The organism is Thiomicrorhabdus hydrogeniphila (genome assembly GCF_054656895.1).
The window spans coordinates 792,427-818,018 of the sequence record NZ_BAAHXL010000001.1 but is presented as its reverse complement, the minus strand read 5'-3'; the positions used below and the strand labels follow the sequence as shown (position 1 = coordinate 818,018).

Sequence of the window (25,592 nt, the reverse complement as noted above, 5' to 3'; positions counted from 1 at the left end):
GCTCCTATAGTGAACCGTATTTACGACGCATACGTTGGCGAACAACTTCTGCAAGGGTGTTAAAAATAAAGGTAAATATAAACAGTACCAGGCCTGCTAAAAATAGCACTCGATAATGCGAACTGGCGACTTCAGCCTCTCCCATTTCAACCGCTAAGTTGGCGGCAAGCGTTCTCATTCCTTCAAAAATATTCACTTCCATTAATGGCGTGTTACCTGAAGCCATCAATACAATCATGGTTTCACCAACCCCTCGCCCAAAACCGAGCATAATGGCCGAGAAAATACCTGGACTGGCCGTTGGCAAAACCACACCAACCAATGTTTGCCAACCACTTGCTCCTAAAGCTAAAGAGCCGTTAACTAAGTAACTTGGTACGTTATAAATTGCATCTTCAGTTACTGAGAAAATTGTCGGTATTAACGCAAACCCCATGGCAAAGCCAATTACCATGGCATTACGTTGGTCAAAATCAATCCCTGCTGAGGCGGTTAACCAGTGACGCATATTGCCGTCAAACATTAGGTTTTCAATTGGCCCGCTCATTTTTAAAGAGAACCAACCTAAAAAGATAACAACAGGAATCATTAAAACGGCGCGTTTACCCACAGGCAGCATTAAACGAATGTGCTCTGGCAATCTAGACCAACCAAAACCAAAACCGATAATGCCGAGTGGCAACACAATGAGAATGGCAAAGAATCCTGCTAAGTTCGCCTCCATATAAGGGGCTAACCACAGGCCTGCTAAAAACCCTAAAATAACAGTGGGTAAAGCTTCAATCATTTCAATGGAAGGTTTAACCCATTGGCGAGTGGCTTTATCCATAAAAAAGGCAGTATAAATCGCTGCTAAGATCGCAATTGGAATCGCAAATAACATGGAATACAATGCGGCTTTAATCGTACCGAAAGTTAATGGCATTAAAGAAAATTTAGGTTCAAAGTCGGCACTGGCTGAAGAGGACTGCCAAGTGTAAGAAGGTTCTTCATACCCTTCGTACCACACTTTGCCCCATAAGCTGTGAAAAGATACGTCAGGATGTTCGTTATCAATTTCATAATGTGTTAGCAAACCATTGGTACTTTCGACCAAGGCACCATTTGCACGCGGTGAAATTGTCACTAAATTCGTATCTGCATCTGTCACTTTTACAGAGGCTAAATGGCGTTCTGAGGTTGAGTGATACAAATTAAAATTACCATTTAAATCTGAGGTAGCAAACCCTTTACGAGATAATTCAATACCAATAGATTCAATGGGGGAATCACTTACTTTAAATTGACGAATTGATTGTAAAAAGAAATCATTATGCTGATCTCTTACTGGGAACCATTGATGAACGACCCCTTTATCCGTACCAATCAATAAGGAATAGTCACCTAATAAAAAGCGAATTGTGGTTGGCGTTTCATTGTCTGGAACAAGATTAACCAATTGAATTAATTTAGGGTCTGAAAAATTCGAAACATCATAATAGTTGGTAACCCCTTTATCTGAAATTAAATATAAATTTCGGCCACTTCCATCCAACATAAGCCATTTAATCGGTATATTGCTTTGAAAGTTTGAAGATACGTCCTCTTCTAAAGAAACATTGTCTGATAGCATTGACACGGTTTTAGAATAAGACTTAATAAAAACCGTTTTTTCACCTTGTAATTGATAAGCCAATTTAAGTTCAGAGTCATAAGATTTTACAGCAAGTGCCGTAATGGCTTTATCGGCAAGTTCAATACCATCCTCACCAAACGGATACGTTACCTTAGGGGTGATTTTACGTTTATCATTTGGGTAAGTTACGTCATAACCATACTGAACAAATAAAACGCGCCCATCTGATAAACCAAAAGCTAAGATACGCTTGATTTCATCAACCACTTTATACGTTGTAATCTCAGCACCATTAAGTGGCAATGTACGATTAAAGGTTACTGCACCATCCTTAACATTAAAGCCAATTAAATCCCCTTTTTGGGTAAAACGAATAGCGGTAGTTTGATATTCGTCAACGCCGTAATACAAGGTTTTTTCTTGCTGACCACCTGGAACAGAGTATTGTGCCGTTTTATCTACGGTTGCCGGTACAAATAATGGCAATACCACATAAAGTAAAAAAAACATAATGAGAAGAACCGCAAATATAACGCTCAACCCACCGATTGAAATACCATATTTAGAAACAGTATCTTTTATATTTCTTCGTCGGATTCGCTTATCAAAAGCTTTTCCGCTCAAAGCCGCATCTAACTTAGTTTGAATTTTTACAGCCATCTTTTCATTAACCTGTTTATAATTTCATTTAATTTTTGCACACACCATTTGAGGCTATAACACCTTTAAAATGAGGCGTGCTTCAATATTTAAACGAATATTAACAAGTGAATATGACAGGCAAATTGCATTTTTAGTCTTTCAATATACTGGCTGTAATAAAACTGTAATACTGAGACAAAAAAACACATTGATAGTAGCAGTCAATAAACGCATTATTGCACCAAGTTTTTTAATGAATTGCACCAATTTAATTCATTTTAAAATTTAATTGCCATTCATAGAAATACCATACCCGAACATAACCTCTTGATAAAAAAGGTCTTTAAAACATTCGAAAAAATTATTGGATTCCTGGCACAGTTCACGCTATTATCATCATGTTATAAATTTTATATTCACTAGATGAAAAAGGACATTAACAATGCCACAAGCTATTTTTGACATGATCAAAGAAAACGACGTTAAGTGGGCGGATTTACGCTTCACAGATACACACGGTAAAGAACAGCATGTAACAATCCCTGCTAAGAGCATCGACGAAGATTTCTTTGTGGATGGCGAAACATTTGATGGTTCATCTATTGAAGGCTGGAAAGGAATTAACAACTCTGACATGATTCTTATGCCACAAACTGACGGGTATGTTTTGGACCCTTTTACTAATGACCCAACAATCATCATTCGTTGCATGATTATTGAACCAGCTACGATGGAAGGTTATGAAAAAGATCCTCGCGCTATCGCTAAAAAAGCAGAAGCTTATTTAAAATCTACTGGCGTTGCAGATTCGGCATTCTTTGGTCCTGAACCAGAATTCTTTGTCTTTGATGACGTTCGTTGGGGAGCCGACATGTCTGGTTCTTTCGTTAAGATTGACGCTGACGAAGCCGCTTGGAACTCTGAAAAAACATTTGCCGACGGTAACGTTGGTCACCGTCCTAGCATCAAAGGTGGTTACTTCCCAGTTCCACCAGTTGATCAACTACATGAACTACGTGCTGATATCTGCGCAATGGCAGAAGCAATGGGGCTAGATATTGAAGCTCATCACCACGAAGTAGCGACTGCTGGTCAATGTGAACTTGCTGTTGCAGGTAACACATTAACAGCTAAAGCGGATGAAGTTCAAATTCTTAAATATTGTGTGCACAACACAGCACACGCTTTAGGTAAAACGGCAACATTTATGCCTAAGCCAATTGTAGGTGATAATGGTAATGGTATGCACATCAATATGTCTTTATCTAAAGAAGGTAAAAACATTTTTGCTGGTGATGTTTACTCAGGCCTTTCTCAAGAAGCTATTTACTACATTGGTGGTTTAATGAAACACGCTCGTGCATTAAACGCATTTACTAACCCTGGTACAAACTCTTATAAGCGTTTAGTTCCTGGTTTTGAAGCGCCAATTTTATTAGCCTACTCTGGTTCTAACCGTTCTGCTTCTATTCGTATTCCTTACGCACCTTCAGAGCGTTCGCGTCGTGTAGAATTGCGTTTCCCAGATCCTACTGCTAACCCATACCTAGCATTTGCAGCGTCAATGATGGCCGGGCTTGACGGTATTATCAATAAAATTGACCCAGGTGCACCTTCTGAAAAAGATTTATATGACCTTCCTGCAGAAGAAGAAGCAACTTACAAAACAGTTTGTGCTTCTTTAGAAGAAGCTCTAGACGCTCTTGACCAAGACCGTGAGTTCTTAAAAGCAGGTGGTGTTATGACAGATATTGCTATTGACGCTTACATTGAACTTAAAATGGAAGAAGTTACGCGCTTACGTGCTACAACTCACCCAATTGAGTTTGACATGTACTACTCTGCATAATCTAAGATTATCTTAGTTATAAAAAAACCGCCAAAACAAGGCGGTTTTTTTATGTCCTAAATTTATGCATTAAAAGAAAGAATCAAGCCTTAATCACAAGGCTTTGTCATTAAGACATAAGATTCCTTTATTCAATTAACTGCTTCCATATAGAACTTACAGCTTCTCTCTCTTGTAAATAACAGGTTTGCTTAACAATCGCTTTATCATTTTGCAGTGCCACTCTATGATATTTTGAACGGTATGTTTTATATACTGTCGTTAACTTTTCAACCTGATCGGGCTTTAACAAACCTACAGAAGCAATCGTCTCTAATATTCTAATATTATCTGAAAACTCCGTAATAGCTTCATATTCGTGCGCATAGGCCAAAACTAGATATTGCACCATAAATTCAATATCAACAATTCCTCCAACCCCCTGCTTTAAATCAAATAGGGTTTCGGTTGATTTATCTAGAGACTCACGCATTTTATTGCGCATATCAACCACTTCTAGTTTTACCGCATTTTTATCACGCGTCTGCTGTAAAAAGGTCTTTTTAAATGTATCAAACGCTTCTCGACTTTGCGAATCACCCACCACCGCTCTTACACGAGTTAACGCTTGATACTCCCAATTCCAGGCTTTATTTTCTATATAAGACTTATAACTCTCAAAATCCGTTACCATCATCCCTGAAGCACCATTAGGCCTTAGACGTGTATCTACCTCATAGAGAACACCTGCTGGCATTAATGTCGTTATGAGTGAAATAATTTTTTGCCCCATTCGTACAAAAAATAAGGAATTTTCTAATTGTCGACCACGCTCATTTGTGGCTGATGCACTTGGGCTAAGACCTTCATACAACATTACAATGTCTAAATCAGAACCATACCCCAATTCGATACCGCCAACTTTTCCATAACCTAAAACTAAAAAAGGGTTTCTTGGTTGTTTGGGATCCAAACCTCCTGGCAAACCATTTTTATCAAGCATAAGTTGCCACGCAAATTCTACAACCCCATTTAATACAGCTTCAGCAATCCAAGTTAAGTAATCACTTACCTTCATAATTGGCACATTGCCTGTTACGTCTGCAGCGGCTACTTTAAAAACTTGTGCATGTTTCCACTGCCTAATTTGCTCCATAAAACATTCTTCATCACCACTACAGCCTTTAAGAATAGCGGATACTTCACTATTTAAAGAATCTAATTCTAACGGTGCATACAAAGAACGTTCGTCAATAAGCTGATCCATTAAGGCTGGATATTTTGCCAGCATATCGGTTAACCAGGGACTGACCTCAATTAACATAACCAAATTTTTCAGAGCCTGTGGATTTTCATTTAGCAACACTAAATACACACTTCGCTGCACCACATTTTCTATGATTTTTAATGCTCTAACGAGCATAATTTCACTGTAACCTTGTTCAAATAATTCGTTAAGTAACAAAGGCATAAATGCATTTAAACGCTCAATACCTTCTGTTCCTAAATGTGCAACAGATCGACTTTGTTTAAAAGATTGAATGTGCTTAATAAAAGCACTTGGATCATCTAAATTAAAATCACTAACATCTTCTTCGCTATCAATTCCACTTAGCCAAATTTTGCTCCAGTTATTTACTTCTAAACTCGTTTCTTCTACTGCAAAGACTTCTTTAAATTGCGCTTCAACAAAATGACGATGTTTATTTAAAACCTCTAAAAAATCCTGGTAATTGGCAAACCCCATTGAATTTGCTAAACAGGCTTGCTGATATTCATCTGAAGGTAAATCATGCGTTTGTTGATCATTCCATTCTTGCAATCTATTCTCAGCTCTACGCAAGAAAATATAAGCCTCTAATAATGCATCATGTTCTTTTTTCTCAATAAACCCTCGCTCTAAAAGATGAGCAAGAGTCGGAATTAATCGACGGCCTTGAAGACCATGATCACGCCCGCCATGCACCAACTGAAAAGCCTGAACAATAAATTCTACTTCCCGAATCCCACCTGGCCCAAGTTTGACATTTTGTAACATACCCTTCTTTTTAACTTCGGCCATAATCATTTGTTTTAATTCACGTAATGATTCCATGGCACTAAAATCAACATAACGGCGGTAAACAAACGGCCTAAGAATTTGAAACAGAGATTCACATTCATCTTTATCGCCGGCCATAGCACGGGCTTTAACCAAGGCATAACGCTCCCATGCTCGCCCGTGAATCTCGTAATAATGCTCTAAACCTGAAAACGTAATTGCTAAAGGCCCCGCGTCACCAAACGGGCGTAATCGCATATCAACACGATAAACAAATCCGTCTTCTGTGTAGTCGACTAATGATTTATTAACCGCCTGCCCTAAACGGATAAAAAACTGATCATTTGGAATGCTTCTAGTCGTTCCCTGAGTTCTACCCTGTTCGGGATAGGCAAAAATCAGATCAATATCAGAAGAGAAATTTAATTCTTGCCCACCTAGCTTACCCATACCAATAACAATCAATTTTTGCGGCAAACCAGATTCACTGCCTATCGGCGTACCATAACGTTCGCAAAACTTAGCATAATGCCAATCCAACGAGGCATTAACTAATGAGTCCGCTAACTCTGAAGCGGCCAACATAACTTCTTCTAACTCAGATAAGCCCATTAAGTCTCTTAAAGCAATGCGTCCCATTTGCCAATTACGCTGTACACGCAACCTTTTTACCAACTCTTTGTCATCCTGAGCCTGAGTCGCATCAGTATAAACCTGTTGATATAACTCACCTTGTGGCCATTGATTTATATAATTTTCTTCTTCTAAAAGTTCAGGAAACTTTTGTGTCAAACGTTCCGTAAAAGGGCTCCAAGACAAGGCTTCGGCAACAGAATAAGTCATTTTTTCTCCATAAAATCAATTCTATTTTGATTCATTTAACGGTTTTACCAGGCCTGGTAAAACCGTATTTATATACAATTTAATGCTTTTTTAACTGGTGTTTTTACTATTTTTTGTATGTTTTTTACTGTTTATAAACTGATCTGCTAAATAATTTAGAGTAAATGTGGCGTTTTATAATGAATAAAACACAAATTCTACACAGGCCGAGCTCTTAAATTTTTGGCTGATTTTCCAATACTGAATAATTCATCACAGTATATAAATACACATGACTTCTTCCTATAACTTCATAAACGATAAATATACAATATTGTTTTACGTTCGTCAGACAATTCCCATATCTCACTTGGTTCTACTTCTGGCACAGCAAAACTATTACTCACAAAGGTTGAACCGGGCAACATTTCATCTTTTACTTTTTGCCATAACTTAGGCATGGGTTCTGGTGAAAGAAAAGCATACACAAGATCATAATATGCAAGCTCCGTTTTCCAAATATCCATCGCGTATGTTTGCCCACCTCTGAACATCGTAATCCATTTTGAAACAATATAGGGCAAAGGAGCGGTTTCTACACCGTGAGACTCAACCACGGCCTTTTGCTGTGACATAAAAGCAACATTACCTCCTAAACCACAACCCAAATCTAAGAATCGAATATTTCGGCTTCGTTTTACCAACGTTTTTAATGCTTCTCTGGTGGTTTGATTCGTTAAATATAGTGGGACTCTTTCTTTTAATGTATTAGCAAAAATAAGCCAAATTAACACAAATAAAACCAAAGCCCAAAGTGGATTAAAATCAATTAATACACCAATATAAAGCCCTATTGGTAATAAAAACTGGATCCATCGCCACCAACAAGGCAAACCCAATTTACAACTGATTGTCGCTGCTATAGTTGCCTGAATAAGAACCAACAACCAGTAAGGATAAGGAGGAGCGATAAAGTATTGAACCACATACACACCACCTGCAATAAATACCAACACGAATAATTGAATAAATATAGCCAAAAAAATTTTAGGAAATTTACGCAAAAAAACCACCATTATTAAAACGCACCAAAATAAACAAGATAAGCACCACAATTAAACCAAGAGCGCTTAGCATTTTCGTTAAATGACAACTAAAAACGCCCCAATTACATTATAAGTTGTTGTAAATATTCTACTTTAAAATAACTGGCACACCTAACGCTATTACACTTACGAACATATTATATTTAATAAATCCGAGGGGTTAGTATGAAACTGGTAGTTGCAATTATCAAACCTTTTAAACTCGATGACGTACGCGAAGCACTTCATGATATTGATGTGCAAGGTATGACAGTAACAGAGTCTAAAGGTTTTGGCCGTCAAAAAGGTCACACTGAAATTTATCGTGGAGCTGAATATGCGATTGAATTTCTTCCAAAAATCCGTTTAGAAATCGCCGTAAGTGATGACAAACTTGATAACGTTATTGAAGCGATTAGCACATCTGCTAAAACAGGCAAAATTGGTGACGGTAAAATCTTTGTTATGCCTCTAGAACAAACTGTGCGTATTCGTACGGAAGAAACTGGCGACATCGCTCTTTAAGAAAGGAATTTGATTATGGAACAAATATCACAATTAAGTTACGCACTTGATACCTTTTATTTTCTAATGTCTGGTGCATTAGTTATGTGGATGGCAGCTGGTTTTGCCATGCTAGAAGCAGGTCTTGTACGTACAAAAAACACAACCGAAATCTTAGCTAAGAACGTCGGTCTTTTTGCCATCGCTTGTATTATGTACATGCTTGTTGGTTATAACATTATGTACCCTGGTGAAGCAGTAAATAGTTTCTTCCCTGGTATCAGCTTCCTAATTGGTGGTGACAACACAGCAGCAGCAGTAATGGCTGGTGGCGATGACGCTCCTTACTATTCAGGTATGTCTGACTTCTTCTTCCAAGTAGTGTTTGTTGCTACTGCGATGTCAGTTGTTTCTGGTGCGGTCGCTGAACGTATGAAGCTTATGTCATTCTTTGCTTTTGCCATTGTTTTCACTGCATTCATTTACCCAATGCAAGGTTTCTGGAAATGGGGTGGTGGTTTCTTAGATGGTCTAGGTTTCCTTGACTTCGCAGGTTCTGGTGTTGTTCACATGGCTGGTGCTTCTGCAGCTTTAGCGGGTGTATTACTACTAGGCGCTCGTAAAGGTAAATATGGTCCAAACGGTGAGTCTCGCGCTATTCCTGGTGCTAACCTACCTTTAGCAACTTTAGGTACATTTATCCTATGGTTAGGTTGGTTTGGTTTCAACGGTGGTTCTGAGCTTAAAATCTCTAACGTTGACGAAGCAAACGCTGTAGCAATGGTTTTTGTTAACACTCTTATGGCTGCCGCAGGTGGTGTAATCGGTGCATTAATCATGTCTAAACTTAAGTTTGGTAAAGCAGACTTAACAATGATGTTAAACGGTGCTTTAGCGGGTCTTGTTGCTATCACAGCTGAACCACTAACTCCAACAGCCGTTGAATCAACTCTAATCGGTCTTGTCGGTGGTATCATCGTAGTATTAGCTATCTTATTCATCGACTCTAAACTTAAAGTTGATGATCCAGTAGGTGCTATCTCAGTTCACGGTGTTGTTGGTATCTTTGGTCTTATCGCAGTTACTTTCACTAACCCTGATGCAACTCTTGTTGCTCAGTTAACAGGTATGGGTGTAATCTTTGCATGGGTATTCATTACAAGCTTAATTGTTTGGGGAATCATCAAAGCGGTTATGGGTCTGCGTGTTACTGAGGAAGAAGAGTACGAAGGTGTTGACCAATCTGAATGTGGAATGGAAGCTTACCCAGAGTTTACAAAATAACATTCAAGATTCAAATAAACGATATAGTGTTTATCTAAAAAACACAGTCTCTTTATTGACTTAAATCAAACCCCGCTCCCGCGGGGTTTTTTTATATCTAAACTATCATAAATAAGCACTTCTAAAGCAACGTTAAGCAAGTTAAAATACGTTAATTACACAGCTTGCCAAATCAAAAGCAACTTAAATTAGAGCATATTAAATGAATCAACAACTCCTAACATCAAGACCTTTAAAGCAAGTATTTAGCATTTTATTACTGTCTATCTTTTGTTTATTACCTACTTACAGCCAAGCAAGCGATGAAGCAGAAGCAACCCCTTATTCATCTAAATACAAGCAGTTTGAAGCACCTGAAGAAAAAGTGCCTAAATATTTTTCGATGGATAAAATCGTGGTGAATTTTAGAGGTGAAGGTAAAGCCAAATTTTTAGCGGTCGACTTTAAATTTATGACTTACTATCCGCAACTGATTGAAGAAATGGAGTACTTACGCCCTATTTTAAAAAATGATATTGATCGTTTATTACGCAACCAAACTTACACAAAACTTAAAACACCAGAGGGTCCCGATCAATTGAGAGCAGAGGCACTGGAAGTGGCTAAAAAAATATTAGAAAAACACAACTTATATCCTGGATTACTAGAAGACGTATATTTAGACCGTTTTGTTATGCAATAACCGCACAGTAAATCAATCATCTGACAATACTTAATAAAAAAGCCCTCGTTAAACACATGGTTTAACGAGGGCTTTTATTTAGAAACTTAGCCATTCTGGCACTTTATCAATTTTTAATATTTTACCAGGCCTGGTAAAAATTAATAAATAGGTATTTAAACAAAAGTTTAAAGCGTCCTTAACTTATATAACCACTTTAACCAGATCATTTTAAGGCTGGGCTTTACTTCTATAGGGTGATTAAAATGCAGTAAAACTGCAGTTTCATTCTCGTTATATAAAGGGTGATTTTTCCAAGCCATTAAATCTTCATAAGAAAACCCACTGTCAAAAGCAATAATCTGCCAAGGGTAGTCTTTATATTGGCTATCCCCTACTGGAACAGGCCCATTTTCAGTGAAGGTTAATACAATTTTTTCTTCTAAAAAAACAGGTTTAGCTTGGCCATTTTCCATCCAAATGCGTACTGTTTCACCTGGTTCTAATAAAGTGCCATAGGGTAAAAATTGATAGGTTGCATTTAAATTAGTCACCGCATTATCCACCAAAGGCGGACCTTCTGGAAATTTAAACTGACAGTAACTACCTGAACAACAAGACATTCTGCTTTCCTTAATTCTGTAAAAAGCGTAAACTTAAATTATATATAACGTTAATGAAAGGAGATTTTAGCATGGCAATTAGCGGTTATTCTTCAATTTCGTCAAACATGTACACGCCCAACGTCAGTTCTACGGCACAAAGCCTTGCGAGTGGGCAACGCATCAACCAAGCGGCAGATGATTCTGCAGGCTTAGCGGTTATAAATGCTTTAAACACTCAAATTAATACACAAGATATTGGTGTACAAAATGCCAATACAGGTATTTCTATGCTACAAACGGCAGACAGTGCCAGTAACTCTGTTAATAGCTACTTGCAACGTATGAATGAATTAGCCATTCAAGCATCAAACGGCACCTTAAACAGTAGCCAACAAGACAGTCTTAATCAAGAGTTTCAACAAAATTTACAAGCGATTGACCAAATTGCACAATCAACCTCATTTAATGGCCAAAACTTATTAAATGGTGACTCCAGTTCAATAAGTTTAGCTTTGGGTGATTCTACTACAGATGTAAACTTGCCAACCTTAACCTCTAGCGGCTTATCTCTTTCTGGTTTAAACATTGGCAGTACAGGTGACACCAGCACCGCTTTGCAAAATCTGGGATTGGCTATTGAGCAGGTTAGTAATCAACGTAGTGAATTTGGCGCTCAGCAGAATGCATTGAGTTCTTATATTGATAATGGGCAAAATCAATCTGTAAACAGTTCAGCTGCTAGCAGTCAAATTAGCGATACTGACTATGCTAAAACCGTTGCGGATCAAGTTAAACAAGATGTTTTACTAGACAGTTCTATTGCTATGCAAGCTCACACGAATCAAGCACGAGCATCGGTATTACAACTTCTTAATAGTTAATATTGCTTTAGTGGCTAATAACAACCCTCGTCATTAGCCACTAACCACCTTGTAACACCGTTATTAAATATTCCTTAGTTATCCAAAAACACAAAACAATCAAACATTTTATTTTTCCGAAATTACCAGGCCTGGTAATTTACTTTTATACCCAATCAATAAGCTTTGTTTAGTATAAAAAATTTATTTCTAAGCATTAAAGTAAAAAAATCCCATTAACCTATTCAGTTAGTTAAGACAATACGTTCCTCGATTGCTATAATCTTTCGATTATTATTTTTTAAAAATTACAAGCAGATTAAGAGTTCTATGGAAAAGCATTTCGACCCCAATACAATCGAGACAAAATGGTATCAGACCTGGGAAAACCAAGGTTACTTTAAACCTCAAAATCCAGACGCCGCACCTTATAGCATAATGATTCCGCCACCTAACGTGACGGGCAGCTTGCATATGGGACATGCTTTTCAAGATACCATTATGGATACCTTAATCCGCTACAACCGCATGAAAGGCAATGACACTCTGTGGCAACCTGGTACAGACCATGCTGGTATTGCAACGCAAATGGTGGTTGAACGCCAATTAGCCGCACAAGGGTTAACACGTCATGATTTAGGCCGCGACAAATTTATTGAAAAAATTTGGGAATGGAAAGAAGAGTCTGGTGGCACCATTACAAAACAGTTACGCCGCATGGGTGCTTCACCAGACTGGAGTCGCGAACGCTTTACTATGGATGACGGTCTTTCTGAAGCCGTTAAAGAAGTCTTTGTAAAACTGTATGAAGAAGACTTAATTTACCGTGGTAAACGCCTAGTGAACTGGGACCCTGTTTTACATACTGCAGTTTCTGATTTAGAAGTTATTTCTGAAGAAGAGCAAGGTAATTTATGGCATATGCGATACCCTCTTACCGATGGTTCTGGTTACTTAGTGGTTGCAACCACACGTCCAGAAACCATGTTTGGTGACCAAGCCGTTGCAGTAAATCCAGAAGATGAACGTTACCAACACTTAGTAGGTAAAACCATTACCTTACCTTTGGTTGGTCGTGAAATCCCAATTATTACGGATGATTATGTTGATTTAGAATTTGGAACAGGTTGTGTAAAAATCACCCCTGCACACGATTTTAACGATTATGAAATGGGTAAACGCCACAACTTACCTATGCTAAATATTTTTACAGCTGACGCATGTATTAACGAAGAAGCCCCAGAAAAATATCAAGGCCTAGACCGTTTTGAAGCGCGTAAACAAGCTATTGCTGATCTTGAAGCATTAGGCTTAATGGAAGACATAAAACCGCATACATTAATGGTACCTCGTGGCGACCGATCGCACGCGGTTATTGAACCTTTTTTAACTGACCAATGGTATGTAGCCGTTGAATCTCTAGCCAAACCAGCCATTGATGCCGTTAAAAACGGTGACATTGAATTTGTGCCTAAAAACTGGGAAAACACCTATTTTGAATGGATGAATAATATTCAAGACTGGTGTATCTCTCGTCAAATTTGGTGGGGTCACCGCATTCCAGCCTGGTATGACAATGACGGCAAAGTGTATGTTGGGCATGATGAGGCAGCCGTTCGCGCTAAATACAATTTAGATGCCGACTTTGAACTAAATCAAGACAATGATGTATTAGATACTTGGTTTAGCTCTGCACTTTGGACTTTCTCTACTTTAGGTTGGCCAGAAAAAACGCCTGAGCTAGAAAAATTTCACCCAACATCGGTCTTAGTGACTGGTTTTGACATTATTTTCTTCTGGGTAGCCAGAATGATAATGATGGGCTTAAAGTTCACGGGTGAAGTACCGTTTAAACAGATTTATGTACATGGTTTAGTACGAGATGCCGAAGGCCAAAAGATGTCTAAATCAAAAGGAAACGTTTTAGACCCGATTGATTTAATTGACGGTATTGAATTAGAAGACTTAGTTTCTAAACGTACATACGGCATGATGCAGCCTGAAAAAGCTGCCAAAATCGAAAAAGACACTCGTAAACAATTTGCCGATGGTATTCCCGCTTTTGGTACCGATGCGATTCGTTTTACCTTTGCTTCACTTGCCTCAACAGGGCGTGATATTCGTTTTGACTTAAACCGTGCCGAAGGGTATCGCAATTTCTGCAATAAACTATGGAACGCCACACGTTATGTGTTAATGAACACCGAAGGGTTTGACACAGGTGTTGATGAGTCTTTAGACATTGAACTCTCTTTAGCAGACCGCTGGATTACCTCTCGTTTACAAGAAGTTGAAACAGAAGTTGCCAAACATTTTGCAACTTATCGTTTTGATTTAGCCGCAACCGCATTGTACGAATTTACCTGGAACGAATACTGTGACTGGTATTTAGAACTGGCTAAACCCATTCTAAATAAAGAGAGTTCAGATGCGGCGAAACGTGGCACACGTAAAACACTGGTTCGTGTTTTAGAAACCTTATTACGTTTACTGCACCCTATCATTCCATTTATAACTGAAGAAGCTTGGCAAGCCGTTGCACCTCTAGCTGGTAAACAAGGTAACACCATTATGTTACAAGCCTACCCAGAAGCGGATGAAAGCAAAATAGATACCGCCGCCATTGCAGAGCTTGAATGGGTTAAACAGTTTATTGTTGGTGTACGTAAAATACGTTCAGAAATGGATATTGCACCAAGTAAAGCACTTAATGTATTACTTGCCGGCTTAAATACAAATGACCAGGCCTGGTTAAATAATAACCGCGTGTACTTACAGTCTTTAGCTAAGCTAGAAACCATTACTGTTCTTGAAGATGAAGCCAAGGCACCTGAATCTGCCGTGGCTCTTGTTGGCGAAATGAAAGTATTGATTCCTATTGCTGGCTTAATTGATAAAGATGCCGAACTTGCTCGTTTAAGTAAAGAAATGGGTAAACTTCAAGGCGAAATCAAACGTCTAAGTGGTAAATTGAATAATGCTGGTTTTGTTGCAAAGGCGCCAGAAGACGTTGTTGCCAATGAACGCAAAAAATTAAGCGATTATGAAACCGCTCTTAAAAATCTAGAGGCTCAAAATGACAAAATTCAGCAGCTATAACCCTTTACACAAAAGCGCTCTTAGCTTAGCGATTATTGCCGCTATTGGCTTTAGTGCACCTATTTCTAGCGCAAATGCCGCAGAAAAAGGCTATACAAACTACATTAGTGACTCTTTAAAAGTCCCTATGCGACGTGGTGCGGGTTATAAATACAAGATTTCTCGTATGCTTAAATCTGGTGAAGCCGTTAAAATTCTTGAAGTAGATAAAGATGGCTGGGCACAAGTACAATACAAAAAATCAGGTAAAACGTACCTTGGCTGGTTACCTTCTGTTGTCTTGCAAAGCCAACCTGTTGCAATAGATCGATTAGCGGCTCAAATTAAAAAAACAACAGATGTTGAAGAGAAATATCACGGACTTCAGCAAGAATTAGATACTTTAAAAACACGCTATACCGAAACAGACAGCGAACTTTCTACTACCAAGCAAGAAAAATTTGAGTTAAGTAAAGAGCTAGAACGTCTTAAAGCGATATCAACCAACGCGGTTGAGCTTGACCAACAAAACCAAGATATGAAAGCACGCCTTAGCCAATTAGAGAACCAAAATGCCATTATGAAAGAACAAATTGACGAAGCAGGCGACTCTGTAAAACGTCAGTGGTTCTTAACAGGAGGTGGCGTTTTACTTCTTGGTTTAATATTAGGACGTTTCTTTAGAGCTCCTTCTAAACGTAAAAAATGGGGTGAGTTATAACTCAAACATGTCATTTTTCTAGTTAAAAAAGCGGCTTTATGTCGCTTTTTTAATATATCTACGCCCAATCTTACCCTCTACTTGTTATTAAATGTAATTAATTGTTTACATTTAATAACAAACAATACCTGAATTTACCTTTAAAAACCCTCTTTAAAACCTTAACCTACTGATTTTAATAACCTTTAATTCATCTGGTTCAAATACTGCAATGTTATTGGTCAGTAGCCTCTCTTTATATACTACTAAAAATTTTAGCTCATCTATTTAAGGTTAACCCGACAACGCCGTCATTCAACCTTTTCTTTCTACAATAAAAGGATATAAACCATGTCAAATTCGTTGTTAATTAATGCTGCAAACTTAGAGCAAATCTGCCAAAACGAAAAAGTAGTGCTTATCGATACTCGTTCACCAGAAGCATATTCTATTGGTCACATCCCAAATGCCGTCAATATCCATGACATCTTTACATTTTTAGCAAGCTCTACTCCTGAAGGTGTGCTGGAACTTAAAAGTAAATTTGCAGAGATGTTTGGCGCGGCGGGACTATCTGGTGAAGAAACCGCTACCCTTTATGAAGATTCACTCGACACAGGATTTGGCCAGTCTTGTCGTGGTTATTTTCTACTGAGTTATTTAGGTTATGAAAAAATTAAAATTCTGCAAGGCGGTTATCAAAGCTGGGTTGCTGAAGGTTTAACAATTAGCAAAGAACCTTCAACGCCAGAACCTAAAACCTTTCCTGTTAAAGACAGTGGTAGTGAATATATGGTTGATAAAGACCAGGTACTTGAGGCTTTAGGCAGTGAAATAGCTCTATTAGACGTACGTGACGTAGATGAATGGATTGCCGAGAGCTCATCCCCTTATGGTAAAGACTTTAGTCCAAGAAAAGGCCGCTTACCTGGTGCGGTATGGATTGAATGGTATAGAATGATGAAGCCTGGTGCAGTGCCTATGTTTAAATCACCTGACGAAATTTTAGCGGAATGTAAAACCGTAGGCATTACTAAAGATACACCTGTTTATCTTTATTGCTTTAAAGGTGCTCGTGCATCTAACACCTTTGTTGCGTTGAAATCTGCAGGTATTAAAAATGTTAAGATGTATTTTGGTTCTTGGAATGAATGGTCAGTAGATCCTTCATTACCAATTGAAGAAGGCCTGCCTTTCTAAAACAAAGAGTACATTTATGCAGTTAATTGACCTGCTTGCCATATCCATTCATATTATTTCCGCTACCCTATGGGTTGGCGGTATATTTTTAGTTTATCAAGTCTTTAGACCTGCGGTAATGCCCATGCCGTCCAATATTAAATTACCGTTATTTGTTGCTATCTTTACTCGGTTTTTTAAATGGGTTTGGTTGTTTATTGTACTGTTAATTATAACGGGCTATTTAGACTGGCAATATCGATTTACTGCTACAGACACGACCCCTTTATACCTTCATTTTATGCACATTTTGGGTTGGGTAATGATTATTCTCTTTGCTTGGCTTTACTTTAAACCTTATCAACAACTAAAACTGGCTGTTGACTCCTCTTCTTTTCCTGAAGCAGGAAACATCATTAACACTAAAATGCGTCCCATTATTATCATCAATCTTTTTCTAGGAATCTTTGAAGCCATTATTGGTGTTACAGGACCTTACTGGTAATAGCAAAAAACCAGCGTTAAGCTGGTTTTTATCGTTTTAAATATATTACTTTTGTCAGTTAAGATACATTTAACATCTGAATAAGCTTTTTAGCAGGTACATAACCTGGTAATAAATCTCCACTTTCTAAAATAATATTAGGCGTACCATTTACCTCAAAAATTTCAGCTTGTTTAATGTGCTCTTTTATAGGATTTTTACAGGTTTTGCTCTGAATTGGCTCACCTTGCATCGCCTTATCCATTGCGGTCTTTTTATCGTCCGCGCACCAAACAGATACCGATTTTTTATACGATGGCGAATCAACACCATCTCTTGGAAAAGCAATATACCTTACTGTGACTCCTGCCGCATTTAACTCTGGTACTTCTTTATGCAGTTTGCTGCAATATGGGCAGTCAATATCTGAAAATACAGTAATAGTATGCTGGGTTTTACCGGCTTTTCCGGGATAAATAATCATACTGTTCTCAGGAATGGCCGTTAATGCAACTTTACGGGCTTTAGCTTGCGCTTCACGAGTCAGATTAATTTGTGTATCTAAATCTACCACATTACCATTAACTAAATACTTACCATCTTTAGACATATACACAACAGTCATTCCCAGCTGTATTTGATAAAGTCCATCTATTGATGTTTTAGTAATCACAGCATGCTTGGCATTTGTCGGAATAATGGTCTGTAAGCGTTGCTTAATTATTGCAGTATCGTCAGCAGCTTGGCTTAAAGGCGCTCCTGTTAATAAAACGGCTCCCGTTAAAACGCCTACCCATATTTTTTTTTGCATGATCTTAATCATCGACTGTGCCCTTAATAAATAATTAATTAGTTTTATTGGGTATGTAAATTTTGTGATGGTTAGCTTTAAAACTAAAACTTAATAACTCATCAGGATAGTAATTGAGAAGCCTTTTAATTAAAATTTCTTTGCCTTGCATTTCAATAATAGGCTTCCCGTTACTCTTTTTGCTTGCCCAAATAGAGTAACCAGAAAAAAGGCACCCCACTCCATAAATAGGCAAGTTCTAAGCTTGTGAACTGAAAACGCTGAACTCGCTACGCTCAAGCAGCAGCGTTTCTTAACCGTTCACTACACTAAGAACCTTGCACTTTTTATTCCAAGGGGAAATTGCCGTTGCTCGAAAGTTCATCATTTATATTTATAACTCTAAAATAATCACGAAATTTACATACCCGTTTTATTTAACCATAATACAACAATCCGCTAAGCCAATACTTGCGCAACTCTTGAAACCCAAGTGTATAAAGTTTTAACCGCGTGGATGATGTTGTTGATGAAGTTTGTGTAGTCGCTCTTTAGCGACATGTGTATAAATTTGCGTGGTTGATAAATCGCTATGCCCTAATAACAACTGAACCGTTCTTAAATCGGCTCCGTGATTAATAAGATGTGTTGCAAACGCATGCCGTAATGTGTGTGGTGAAAGCTTGGTATGAATACCTGCATCAAAGGCTAAGTTTGTTACCCTATGCCACAAGGTCTGCCGAGTCATTTGACGACCAATGCGCGATACAAACAAGCTATGAACCCATTTATTTTTTACCAAACTAGGCCTAGCTTCTTTAATATATTTTTCTATCCACTCAACCGCGAGCTCACCAATTGGTACAATGCGTTCTTTATTACCTTTACCTGTAACCTGAACCAGTCCTGCTGATAAATTAACCTGTTCAAATGGTAACTCAACAACTTCAGATACTCGTAAACCACTGGCATACATTAACTCTAATATCGCTCTATCACGAATACCTAAAGGCGTATATTCATCGGGAGAAAACAACAAAGCTTCAACCTGTTCTTCTGTAATCGTTTTAGGGATACTTTTAGGTAACTTAGGGCCTTTTACTAAAGCGGTAGGGTCAGCATCAAAATACTCATTCATTCCACCCCATTGATAAAAACGCTTAAGCGTAGAAAGCAAACGTGCATTACTTTTCTCTTTACGTCCTTCTGTTTGTAAATACAGCATAAAAGATTCTATGCCTTCAGTAGAAATGTGTTCAACGGTTGTTTGTTCTACATCAAGTAACCAGGCCTGGTAAAGTTTTAGATCTGTTTGATAAGCAGAAATTGTATTCGTACTTAATCCTTCAGAAAGAGCCAAGTATGTTAAAAACTCAGCCATTTTAGGATGCAGTACGGTTTCAATTTTTTTAGGCTTTGGTTTTATCATGTGACATAGTATAGCGGAGACGGCTTAACTGCGTAACACTCTTAACTTGCATAGCATTAATATTCTGTTACTTGTTACATGTTTCTTATTTATTCATCCGCCAATTGTAGATAGGATAAAAAAAACAAGTTATATAGGGCTATAAACCTCATTAAGTTGCTTTAATAATTCAGAATCAACTTCTGGTAACGCTTCATAACCTGGCTTTGCAAATAGATATCCCTGTAACAAATACACACCTTTACTTGCAAAATATTGAGCTTCAGCAAGGGTCTCAACACCTTCGGCCAAAATGGTAATTTTTAATTGACGTGCCATCTCTAACATACAACCAACAACAATTTGTTTTACCTTATCTTGGTCAATATTTTTAACCAACTCAATATCAAGCTTAATGATATTGGGTATAAAATTAACCAACATATTTAACCCAGCATGCCCGGCACCAAAGTCATCTAAAGCGGTTACAAAACCTTTGCTTTGGTAATAATCAAAAATCTTTTTCATGTGTTGCACATCATAAACCTTTTCAGATTCTGTCACCTCAAACATAATTTTATTAAGAGGAAATCCACAAGATTCTGCAGCACGAATCGTACTTTGTATACAGTGCTTAGGTTCATAGACGGCATTAGGTAAAAAGTTAATACTCAATACTTTATCTAAACCAAGTTGATTAGCAATAGAAATCGCTTTTACACGGCAAGTTTGATCAAACGAATAACGGTTTTCAGCATTCACCTTATCCAATACGGCTCTTGCAGTTTTGGTCACTCGATCTCTAACTAATGCTTCATAACCAAAAATTTCTTGTTTACGAATATCCACAATTGGCTGATAGGCGAAAGTAAAATCTGAATCTTTAAATGTGCCACACTTTGTGCAACCTTCCTCTATCTTTTCTATTTGAAATACCGTATCCATACTAAACACTCTATTTGAAGGTTAAACATATTTAAATATAAAAAACCGATTACTCTAATCAATATATTTTTTACATATTAAAGCATCAATTATTGTTTTCAAGTTTATTCATTTAAACAAACAAAAACGCCCCGTAATCAAAAAGATTACGAGGCGTTTTTAATACAAGAAAAATCTTGAATCGACTTCGAAGTAAAACTTCTAAACGATTATACTTTTTCTTTAATACGTGCTGCTTTACCAGATAGATCACGTAGATAGTATAGTTTAGCACGACGTACAGCACCTTTACGTTTAACTTCAATGCTATCAACTAATGGGCTAAAGGTTTGGAAAGTACGTTCTACACCAACACCGTGAGAAATCTTACGCACGATGAAGTTAGAGTTAATGCCACGGTTTTTCTTAGCAATAACAACACCTTCATATGCTTGAAGACGTTCGTTTTTACCTTCAACAACTTTAACTTGTACTACAACTGTGTCACCAGGAGCAAAAGAAGGAATTTCCTTAGTCATTTGCTCTGCTTCAATACGCTTAATGATATCGCTCATTTTAAGCTTCTCCATTTATATGGCTCGTTCATTTAAGATTATGAGCCTGAGACATTTTTGTCTCTTAACTTTATCCAACATTACCTAACTGAGTTAGCCAGAGGTTGAATCCGAATTTTTACTTTTTGGTTCCAGACAGTAAATCTGGCCGACGTAGTTGTGTTCTTGCTAATTTTTGTTCTTGTCGCCAAGCGTCAATTTTAGCGTGATTGCCTTCTAATAAAACCGAAGGAACCGTCATTCCATCAACCACTTCTGGTCGCGTGTAATGCGGACAATCTAACAAACCGTCAGAAAATGAATCTTGTTCTGCTGACTGGTTATGCCCTAATGCACCTGGAATCAGTCTAATCACTGCATCCATTAACATCATGGCTGGGAGCTCGCCCCCACTCACAACAAAATCACCAATGCTGATTTCTTCATCTACCGATGATTCAATCAACCGCTCGTCCACACCTTCATAGCGCCCACAAAGCAAGGTAAGATTTTTATGCTGAGTTAACTCAACCACTTTTTGCTGAGTAAGAGGTTGACCTTGTGGTGATAAATACACCACGTGCGGCTTAGAGCCATTATCAACCTCACATTCAGCTTCAATCGCTGTCAGCGAATCTTTTAACGGTTGATACATCATGAGCATACCTGGCCCGCCCCCGTAAGGACGATCATCAACCGTTTTATGTTTATCTAAAGTAAATTGACGCGGATTCCAGGTTTTGAGTTGGTACAACCCAGATTGATTTGCTCTACGACTGACACCTGATTCCGTTAATGCTTTAAACATTTCCGGAAACAGGGTAATCACATCAAATCTCACTGTCAGTTTCCACTTCCCAATCCACTACAATCTGTTTTTTATCAGTATCAACGCTCAAAATAAAACGATCCATGACAAATGGAATCAATTCATTATGTTCGCCAGTAACACGTAAAACATCATGTACACCCGTTTCTACCAATTCACTAACAGTACCAATGACTGTGCCGTCTTGTAACAACACTTGGCAACCGATTAAATCAATCCAGTAGAGTGAATCTTTGCGGTTTTTTAATTGAGATTCTTCAATCGCAATTTCACACCCCATATATTCACGGGCTAAATCTCGGTCATCTACTTTATCTAGCTTGGCCACCAAGGTTTTACCACCTTGTTGAACCTTTGAGTCAACAATGCTGACTTGTCGCCATTCGCCTTTGCATTTAATCCACCAAGGCGAATAGCTAAGAATATTTTCGCGTGGGTCGGTATGAGAAAAAATCTTTACCCACCCATTTACGCCAAAAACACCATTTATTGAACCGACAATCAGTTTTTCTGCAGACATTTATCTACTCCGTTGTCGGTTAAACAATTAGGCTTTTTTAAGAACGTTTTTTACACGTGGGCTAACTTGAGCGCCTTGAGCAACCCAGTAATCAACTCTCGCCTGATCAACACGGATTTTTTCTTCTTGTCCACGAGCGATTGGGTTATAAAAACCAACTTGCTCAATGAAACGACCAGTAGCACTGAAACGCTGATCAGCAACAACTAACTTGTAAAAAGGACGCTTTTTAGAACCACCACGGGCTAGACGTACAACTACCATAATAATATTCCTTATATTTATCAGGCGATGAGAGGAATTCCCCCCAACAATTTCTTTTGTTTAATATATTCACCAACAAGACTTGGCGAATCGCGGGATTATACAGAACAAACTCCCGGATATCAATTATTTACCTAAAATTAGTTTATCAGCTTATCTCTAGCACCGAGTTATAAACACAAAAGCCTTTAGTTAAAGACAAATATTATTAAAACAATGACTTAACTAAAGGCCTTTTTACTTTTACCAGGCCTGGTAAAAGCAGATTAACTTTACGTTTACTTTACATTTAGCGCATTCCTGGTGGTAAGCCACCCATGCCGCCCATACCTGGTGGTAATTTTCCTGCTAGACCACGCATCATATTTTTCATGCCGCCGCCTTTCATTTTTTTCATCATTTTTTGCATTTGGGTAAACTGTTTTAATAGCTTGTTTACATCTTGTACAGATGTACCAGATCCCGTAGCAATACGACGTTTACGAGAACCTTTAATGACCGCAGGAAAACGACGTTCTTTTTTAGTCATTGAGTGAATAATCGCCTCAAGACGTTTAAACTCTTTGGCAGCAACATCTTCATCAACCTGGCCTTTAAGTTGTCCCATTCCTGGCAACTTGCCCATTAAACCGCCTACACCACCCATGCTGTTAATTTGTTGTAACTGTTCTAAAAAATCTTCTAAATCAAACTCGCCTGATTTTTTAATTTTTTGGGCAAACTTTTGCGCTTTTTTATGGTCAATTTTAGCTTCGGCGTCTTCAATTAAACTTAATACATCGCCCATGCCCAAAATACGGCCAGCCATACGATCTGGGTGAAACGGTTCTAAAGCATCGGTTTTTTCACCGGCACCAATAAACTTAATCGGTTTACCCGTAATTTCGCGAATAGATAAAGCCGCACCACCACGTGCATCACCATCTGTTTTGGTTAAAATTACCCCCGTTAATGGCAAGGCATCATTAAAGGCTTTGGCCGTATTAGCCGCATCTTGCCCTGTCATTGAATCAACAACAAACAAGGTTTCACATGGGTTAATGCTAGTGTGCAGTTTTTGCACTTCTTGCATCATCTCATCATCAATATGCAAACGACCTGCTGTATCTAAAATTAAAACGTCAGCAAATTGTTTTTTGGCTTCTGCATGTGCGTTTTTAGCAATCGTAATTGGGTCTTGATCTGCCGTCGATGGAAAAAACAACACATCAACTTGCTCAGCCAAGGTTTCTAACTGTTTAATCGCTGCGGGGCGATAAACATCGGCAGAAACCACCATAACTTTTTTCTTTTCGCGCTCTTTTAACCATTTAGCCAGTTTTGCAACCGATGTGGTTTTACCTGCACCTTGTAAACCTGCAACCATAATGACCGCTGGTGGCTCAACATTAAAGTTAAGTGGTTCGGCTTCTTTACCCATAACATCGGCAAGTTGCTCACGCACCACTTTAATAAAGGCTTGGCCAGGGTTTAAGCTAGTAGAAACTTCTTGGCCAATGGCGCGTTCTTGTACTTGGGAAATAAAACTTTTGACGACAGGTAGCGCGACATCAGCCTCTAATAATGCACGGCGAACATCTCGCAAGGCATCTTTAATATTTGCTTCGGTCAAACGCCCTTGGCCACGAATGGCTTTAAAGGTTTTGTTTAGACGATCCGATAAATTGTCAAACATGAAAACTCCTAAAACAGACCTCTAGCTTATAGACCAAACGTCCTGCTGAAGCCGTCTTGTAAAAAACGAAAAATAGATTCGCATTATTATAGCGGAAATAGAAGTAAGAATCTTCATTGACTAACTTGTAACAAAAAAACCACCTTAATCAAGTCACTCAAAATAGAAATTACACGAAAAAAATGCTACAAACACTCTTTAGAGAGTTTATTTACGTATTCACTGAGTTACAATAGGTTTACACTTAATTCCTGTCATTTTATACATAAGGTTTACATTCAATGTTATTAACCGAATTTAGTTCAGTCCTTGCTAGCTTATTTTACTTAGTAGCTAGTGCAATTATCTGGAAAAAAATTCAGTCTCCTACTCAAAAAGACATTCGACCAACTATTATTAAAATTGTTGCCATCGCGATTATCTTGCACTTTTTTGTGTTAAGTCATTCTATTTGGGTTGATTCAAGCATTTATTTTGATATTGGTAACGGCTTATCTTTAGTCATGCTTTTAGCCGCCATTATTTTACTGACCTCGCATTTAAATAAACCCACCGAAACCTTAGGAATATTTGTTTATCCCATTGCCGCCTTTAGCACGCTTCTACCGTTATTAATTGATGAACGTATGCAATTGCCATTAACATTAGGCAGTCATATTCTTATCTCTATTGCGGCATACAGCATTATGGGGATTGCCACAGCGCAAGCTATTTTATATGGCGTGCAAGAACGTAACTTTAAAGCGAAACGCTTGACCAAACTTATGAAGGCCCTACCACCATTACAAGTAATGGAAAGCACTTTGTTACAACTCGTTAAAATTGGTTTTATCTTTTTAACCTTTGCTTTAATAAGTGGTGCTTTTTTTGTAGAAAACTTATTTGAACAACATCTTATTCACAAAACATTTTTTGCGATTTTAGCTTGGGTGGTTTATGGCGTATTTTTATTTGGACATGCTAAGTATGGTTGGCGTGGGCAAACAGCGGCTCGATACACAATTTGGGCATACTTTTTACTCATATTAAGCTATATAGGCACAACCATTATTTTGGAATTTATTAACGCTTAATTTGTATTAACGCAATACATCACAAACATCATAAAATGAATTTACCAGGCCTGGCATACCCTGTGGCCATCTATACATTGCATGCATAGGGTAAATTCATTTTTTATATCCTTAAATTGTCTAAAATACTGTTAAGAGTTGGCTATTGAAACGTTTTAGAACAAAAC

The 25,592-nt window shown here is 38.0% G+C and carries 22 protein-coding genes; 10 read left to right on the top strand and 12 right to left on the bottom strand.

Going from position 1 to position 25,592, the window contains the following annotated elements; all coding sequences use genetic code 11:
• Positions 1-4: 4 nt before the first annotated feature.
• The gene (locus ACYQ0E_RS03470) at positions 5-2,275 is read right to left on the bottom strand and encodes an ABC transporter permease subunit (RefSeq protein ID WP_460186857.1); all 2,271 of its coding nucleotides are present in this window, start codon (positions 2,273-2,275) and stop codon (positions 5-7) included.
• Between the two features lie 424 nt (positions 2,276-2,699).
• Here ACYQ0E_RS03470 and glnA point away from each other — a divergent pair, with 424 nt between their 5' ends.
• Positions 2,700-4,106 carry a type I glutamate--ammonia ligase gene (glnA, locus tag ACYQ0E_RS03465; RefSeq protein ID WP_460186856.1) on the top strand — a complete coding sequence of 469 codons (1,407 nt, stop codon included), beginning with the start codon at positions 2,700-2,702 and terminating at the stop codon, positions 4,104-4,106.
• Positions 4,107-4,233: 127 nt separating this feature from the next.
• Here the strand turns inward: glnA and glnE are convergent, their stop codons facing one another.
• Positions 4,234-6,969, bottom strand: a complete 2,736-nt coding sequence (gene glnE / locus ACYQ0E_RS03460) for a bifunctional [glutamate--ammonia ligase]-adenylyl-L-tyrosine phosphorylase/[glutamate--ammonia-ligase] adenylyltransferase (RefSeq protein WP_460186855.1) — start codon at positions 6,967-6,969, stop codon at positions 4,234-4,236.
• Positions 6,970-7,259: 290 nt separating this feature from the next.
• Positions 7,260-8,012, bottom strand: coding sequence for a hypothetical protein (locus ACYQ0E_RS03455; protein WP_460186854.1), 753 nt, complete (start codon positions 8,010-8,012; stop codon positions 7,260-7,262).
• A 207-nt stretch (positions 8,013-8,219) separates the two neighbouring features.
• On the opposite strand from ACYQ0E_RS03455, the gene ACYQ0E_RS03450 reads away from it, so the two are divergent.
• From ACYQ0E_RS03450 to ACYQ0E_RS03440, 3 genes are all read left to right on the top strand, one after another.
• Positions 8,220-8,558 carry a P-II family nitrogen regulator gene (locus ACYQ0E_RS03450; protein ID WP_460186853.1) on the top strand — a complete coding sequence of 113 codons (339 nt, stop codon included), beginning with the start codon at positions 8,220-8,222 and terminating at the stop codon, positions 8,556-8,558.
• Positions 8,559-8,573: 15 nt separating this feature from the next.
• Positions 8,574-9,821, top strand: coding sequence for an ammonium transporter (locus ACYQ0E_RS03445; RefSeq protein ID WP_460186852.1), 1,248 nt, complete (start codon positions 8,574-8,576; stop codon positions 9,819-9,821).
• Between the two features lie 202 nt (positions 9,822-10,023).
• Positions 10,024-10,503, top strand: coding sequence for a flagellar basal body-associated FliL family protein (locus tag ACYQ0E_RS03440; protein WP_460186851.1), 480 nt, complete (start codon positions 10,024-10,026; stop codon positions 10,501-10,503).
• Positions 10,504-10,670: 167 nt separating this feature from the next.
• Here ACYQ0E_RS03440 and ACYQ0E_RS03435 read toward each other — a convergent pair whose 3' ends face one another.
• Positions 10,671-11,105: a hypothetical protein gene (locus ACYQ0E_RS03435; RefSeq protein WP_460186850.1), complete on the bottom strand. Its 435-nt coding sequence runs from the start codon at positions 11,103-11,105 to the stop codon at positions 10,671-10,673.
• 71 nt (positions 11,106-11,176) lie between these two features.
• Between ACYQ0E_RS03435 and ACYQ0E_RS03430 the strand changes: the two genes are divergently transcribed.
• From ACYQ0E_RS03430 to ACYQ0E_RS03410, 5 genes are all read left to right on the top strand, one after another.
• Positions 11,177-11,968, top strand: coding sequence for a flagellin N-terminal helical domain-containing protein (locus ACYQ0E_RS03430; RefSeq protein WP_460186849.1), 792 nt, complete (start codon positions 11,177-11,179; stop codon positions 11,966-11,968).
• 309 nt (positions 11,969-12,277) lie between these two features.
• Positions 12,278-15,046, top strand: coding sequence for a valine--tRNA ligase (locus ACYQ0E_RS03425; protein ID WP_460186848.1), 2,769 nt, complete (start codon positions 12,278-12,280; stop codon positions 15,044-15,046).
• Complete coding sequence (locus tag ACYQ0E_RS03420) at positions 15,024-15,746, top strand: TIGR04211 family SH3 domain-containing protein (RefSeq protein WP_460186847.1); 723 nt, start codon at positions 15,024-15,026, stop codon at positions 15,744-15,746. The genes ACYQ0E_RS03425 and ACYQ0E_RS03420 overlap by 23 nt, the downstream gene beginning before the upstream one ends.
• A 330-nt stretch (positions 15,747-16,076) precedes the next feature.
• Complete coding sequence (locus tag ACYQ0E_RS03415) at positions 16,077-16,925, top strand: sulfurtransferase (protein WP_460186846.1); 849 nt, start codon at positions 16,077-16,079, stop codon at positions 16,923-16,925.
• A gap of 16 nt (positions 16,926-16,941) precedes the next feature.
• Positions 16,942-17,409 carry a CopD family protein gene (locus tag ACYQ0E_RS03410; RefSeq protein WP_460186845.1) on the top strand — a complete coding sequence of 156 codons (468 nt, stop codon included), beginning with the start codon at positions 16,942-16,944 and terminating at the stop codon, positions 17,407-17,409.
• 58 nt (positions 17,410-17,467) lie between these two features.
• Here ACYQ0E_RS03410 and ACYQ0E_RS03405 read toward each other — a convergent pair whose 3' ends face one another.
• The 8 genes from ACYQ0E_RS03405 to ffh form a co-directional block, all read right to left on the bottom strand.
• Positions 17,468-18,211 (bottom strand): DsbC family protein, encoded by a 744-nt coding sequence (locus ACYQ0E_RS03405; RefSeq protein WP_460186844.1) that lies wholly within the window; start codon positions 18,209-18,211, stop codon positions 17,468-17,470.
• A gap of 472 nt (positions 18,212-18,683) precedes the next feature.
• Entirely contained in the window at positions 18,684-19,607 is a 924-nt protein-coding gene (gene xerD, locus ACYQ0E_RS03400; RefSeq protein WP_460186843.1) for a site-specific tyrosine recombinase XerD, read from the bottom strand.
• A 129-nt stretch (positions 19,608-19,736) separates the two neighbouring features.
• Entirely contained in the window at positions 19,737-20,531 is a 795-nt protein-coding gene (locus ACYQ0E_RS03395) for an EAL domain-containing protein (protein WP_460186842.1), read from the bottom strand.
• Positions 20,532-20,740: 209 nt separating this feature from the next.
• Positions 20,741-21,085, bottom strand: a complete 345-nt coding sequence (gene rplS, locus ACYQ0E_RS03390; protein WP_460186841.1) for a 50S ribosomal protein L19 — start codon at positions 21,083-21,085, stop codon at positions 20,741-20,743.
• A 118-nt stretch (positions 21,086-21,203) separates the two neighbouring features.
• Positions 21,204-21,905 carry a tRNA (guanosine(37)-N1)-methyltransferase TrmD gene (trmD, locus tag ACYQ0E_RS03385; protein WP_460186840.1) on the bottom strand — a complete coding sequence of 234 codons (702 nt, stop codon included), beginning with the start codon at positions 21,903-21,905 and terminating at the stop codon, positions 21,204-21,206.
• Positions 21,895-22,413, bottom strand: coding sequence for a ribosome maturation factor RimM (rimM, locus tag ACYQ0E_RS03380; RefSeq protein ID WP_460186839.1), 519 nt, complete (start codon positions 22,411-22,413; stop codon positions 21,895-21,897). The genes trmD and rimM overlap by 11 nt, the downstream gene beginning before the upstream one ends.
• Before the next feature lie 27 nt (positions 22,414-22,440).
• Complete coding sequence (gene rpsP, locus ACYQ0E_RS03375) at positions 22,441-22,677, bottom strand: 30S ribosomal protein S16 (RefSeq protein WP_460186838.1); 237 nt, start codon at positions 22,675-22,677, stop codon at positions 22,441-22,443.
• Between the two features lie 289 nt (positions 22,678-22,966).
• Positions 22,967-24,352 (bottom strand): signal recognition particle protein, encoded by a 1,386-nt coding sequence (gene ffh / locus ACYQ0E_RS03370; RefSeq protein ID WP_460186837.1) that lies wholly within the window; start codon positions 24,350-24,352, stop codon positions 22,967-22,969.
• A 281-nt stretch (positions 24,353-24,633) separates the two neighbouring features.
• On the opposite strand from ffh, the gene ACYQ0E_RS03365 reads away from it, so the two are divergent.
• Positions 24,634-25,425: a cytochrome C assembly family protein gene (locus tag ACYQ0E_RS03365; RefSeq protein WP_460186836.1), complete on the top strand. Its 792-nt coding sequence runs from the start codon at positions 24,634-24,636 to the stop codon at positions 25,423-25,425.
• The last annotated feature ends 167 nt before the right edge of the window (positions 25,426-25,592 follow it).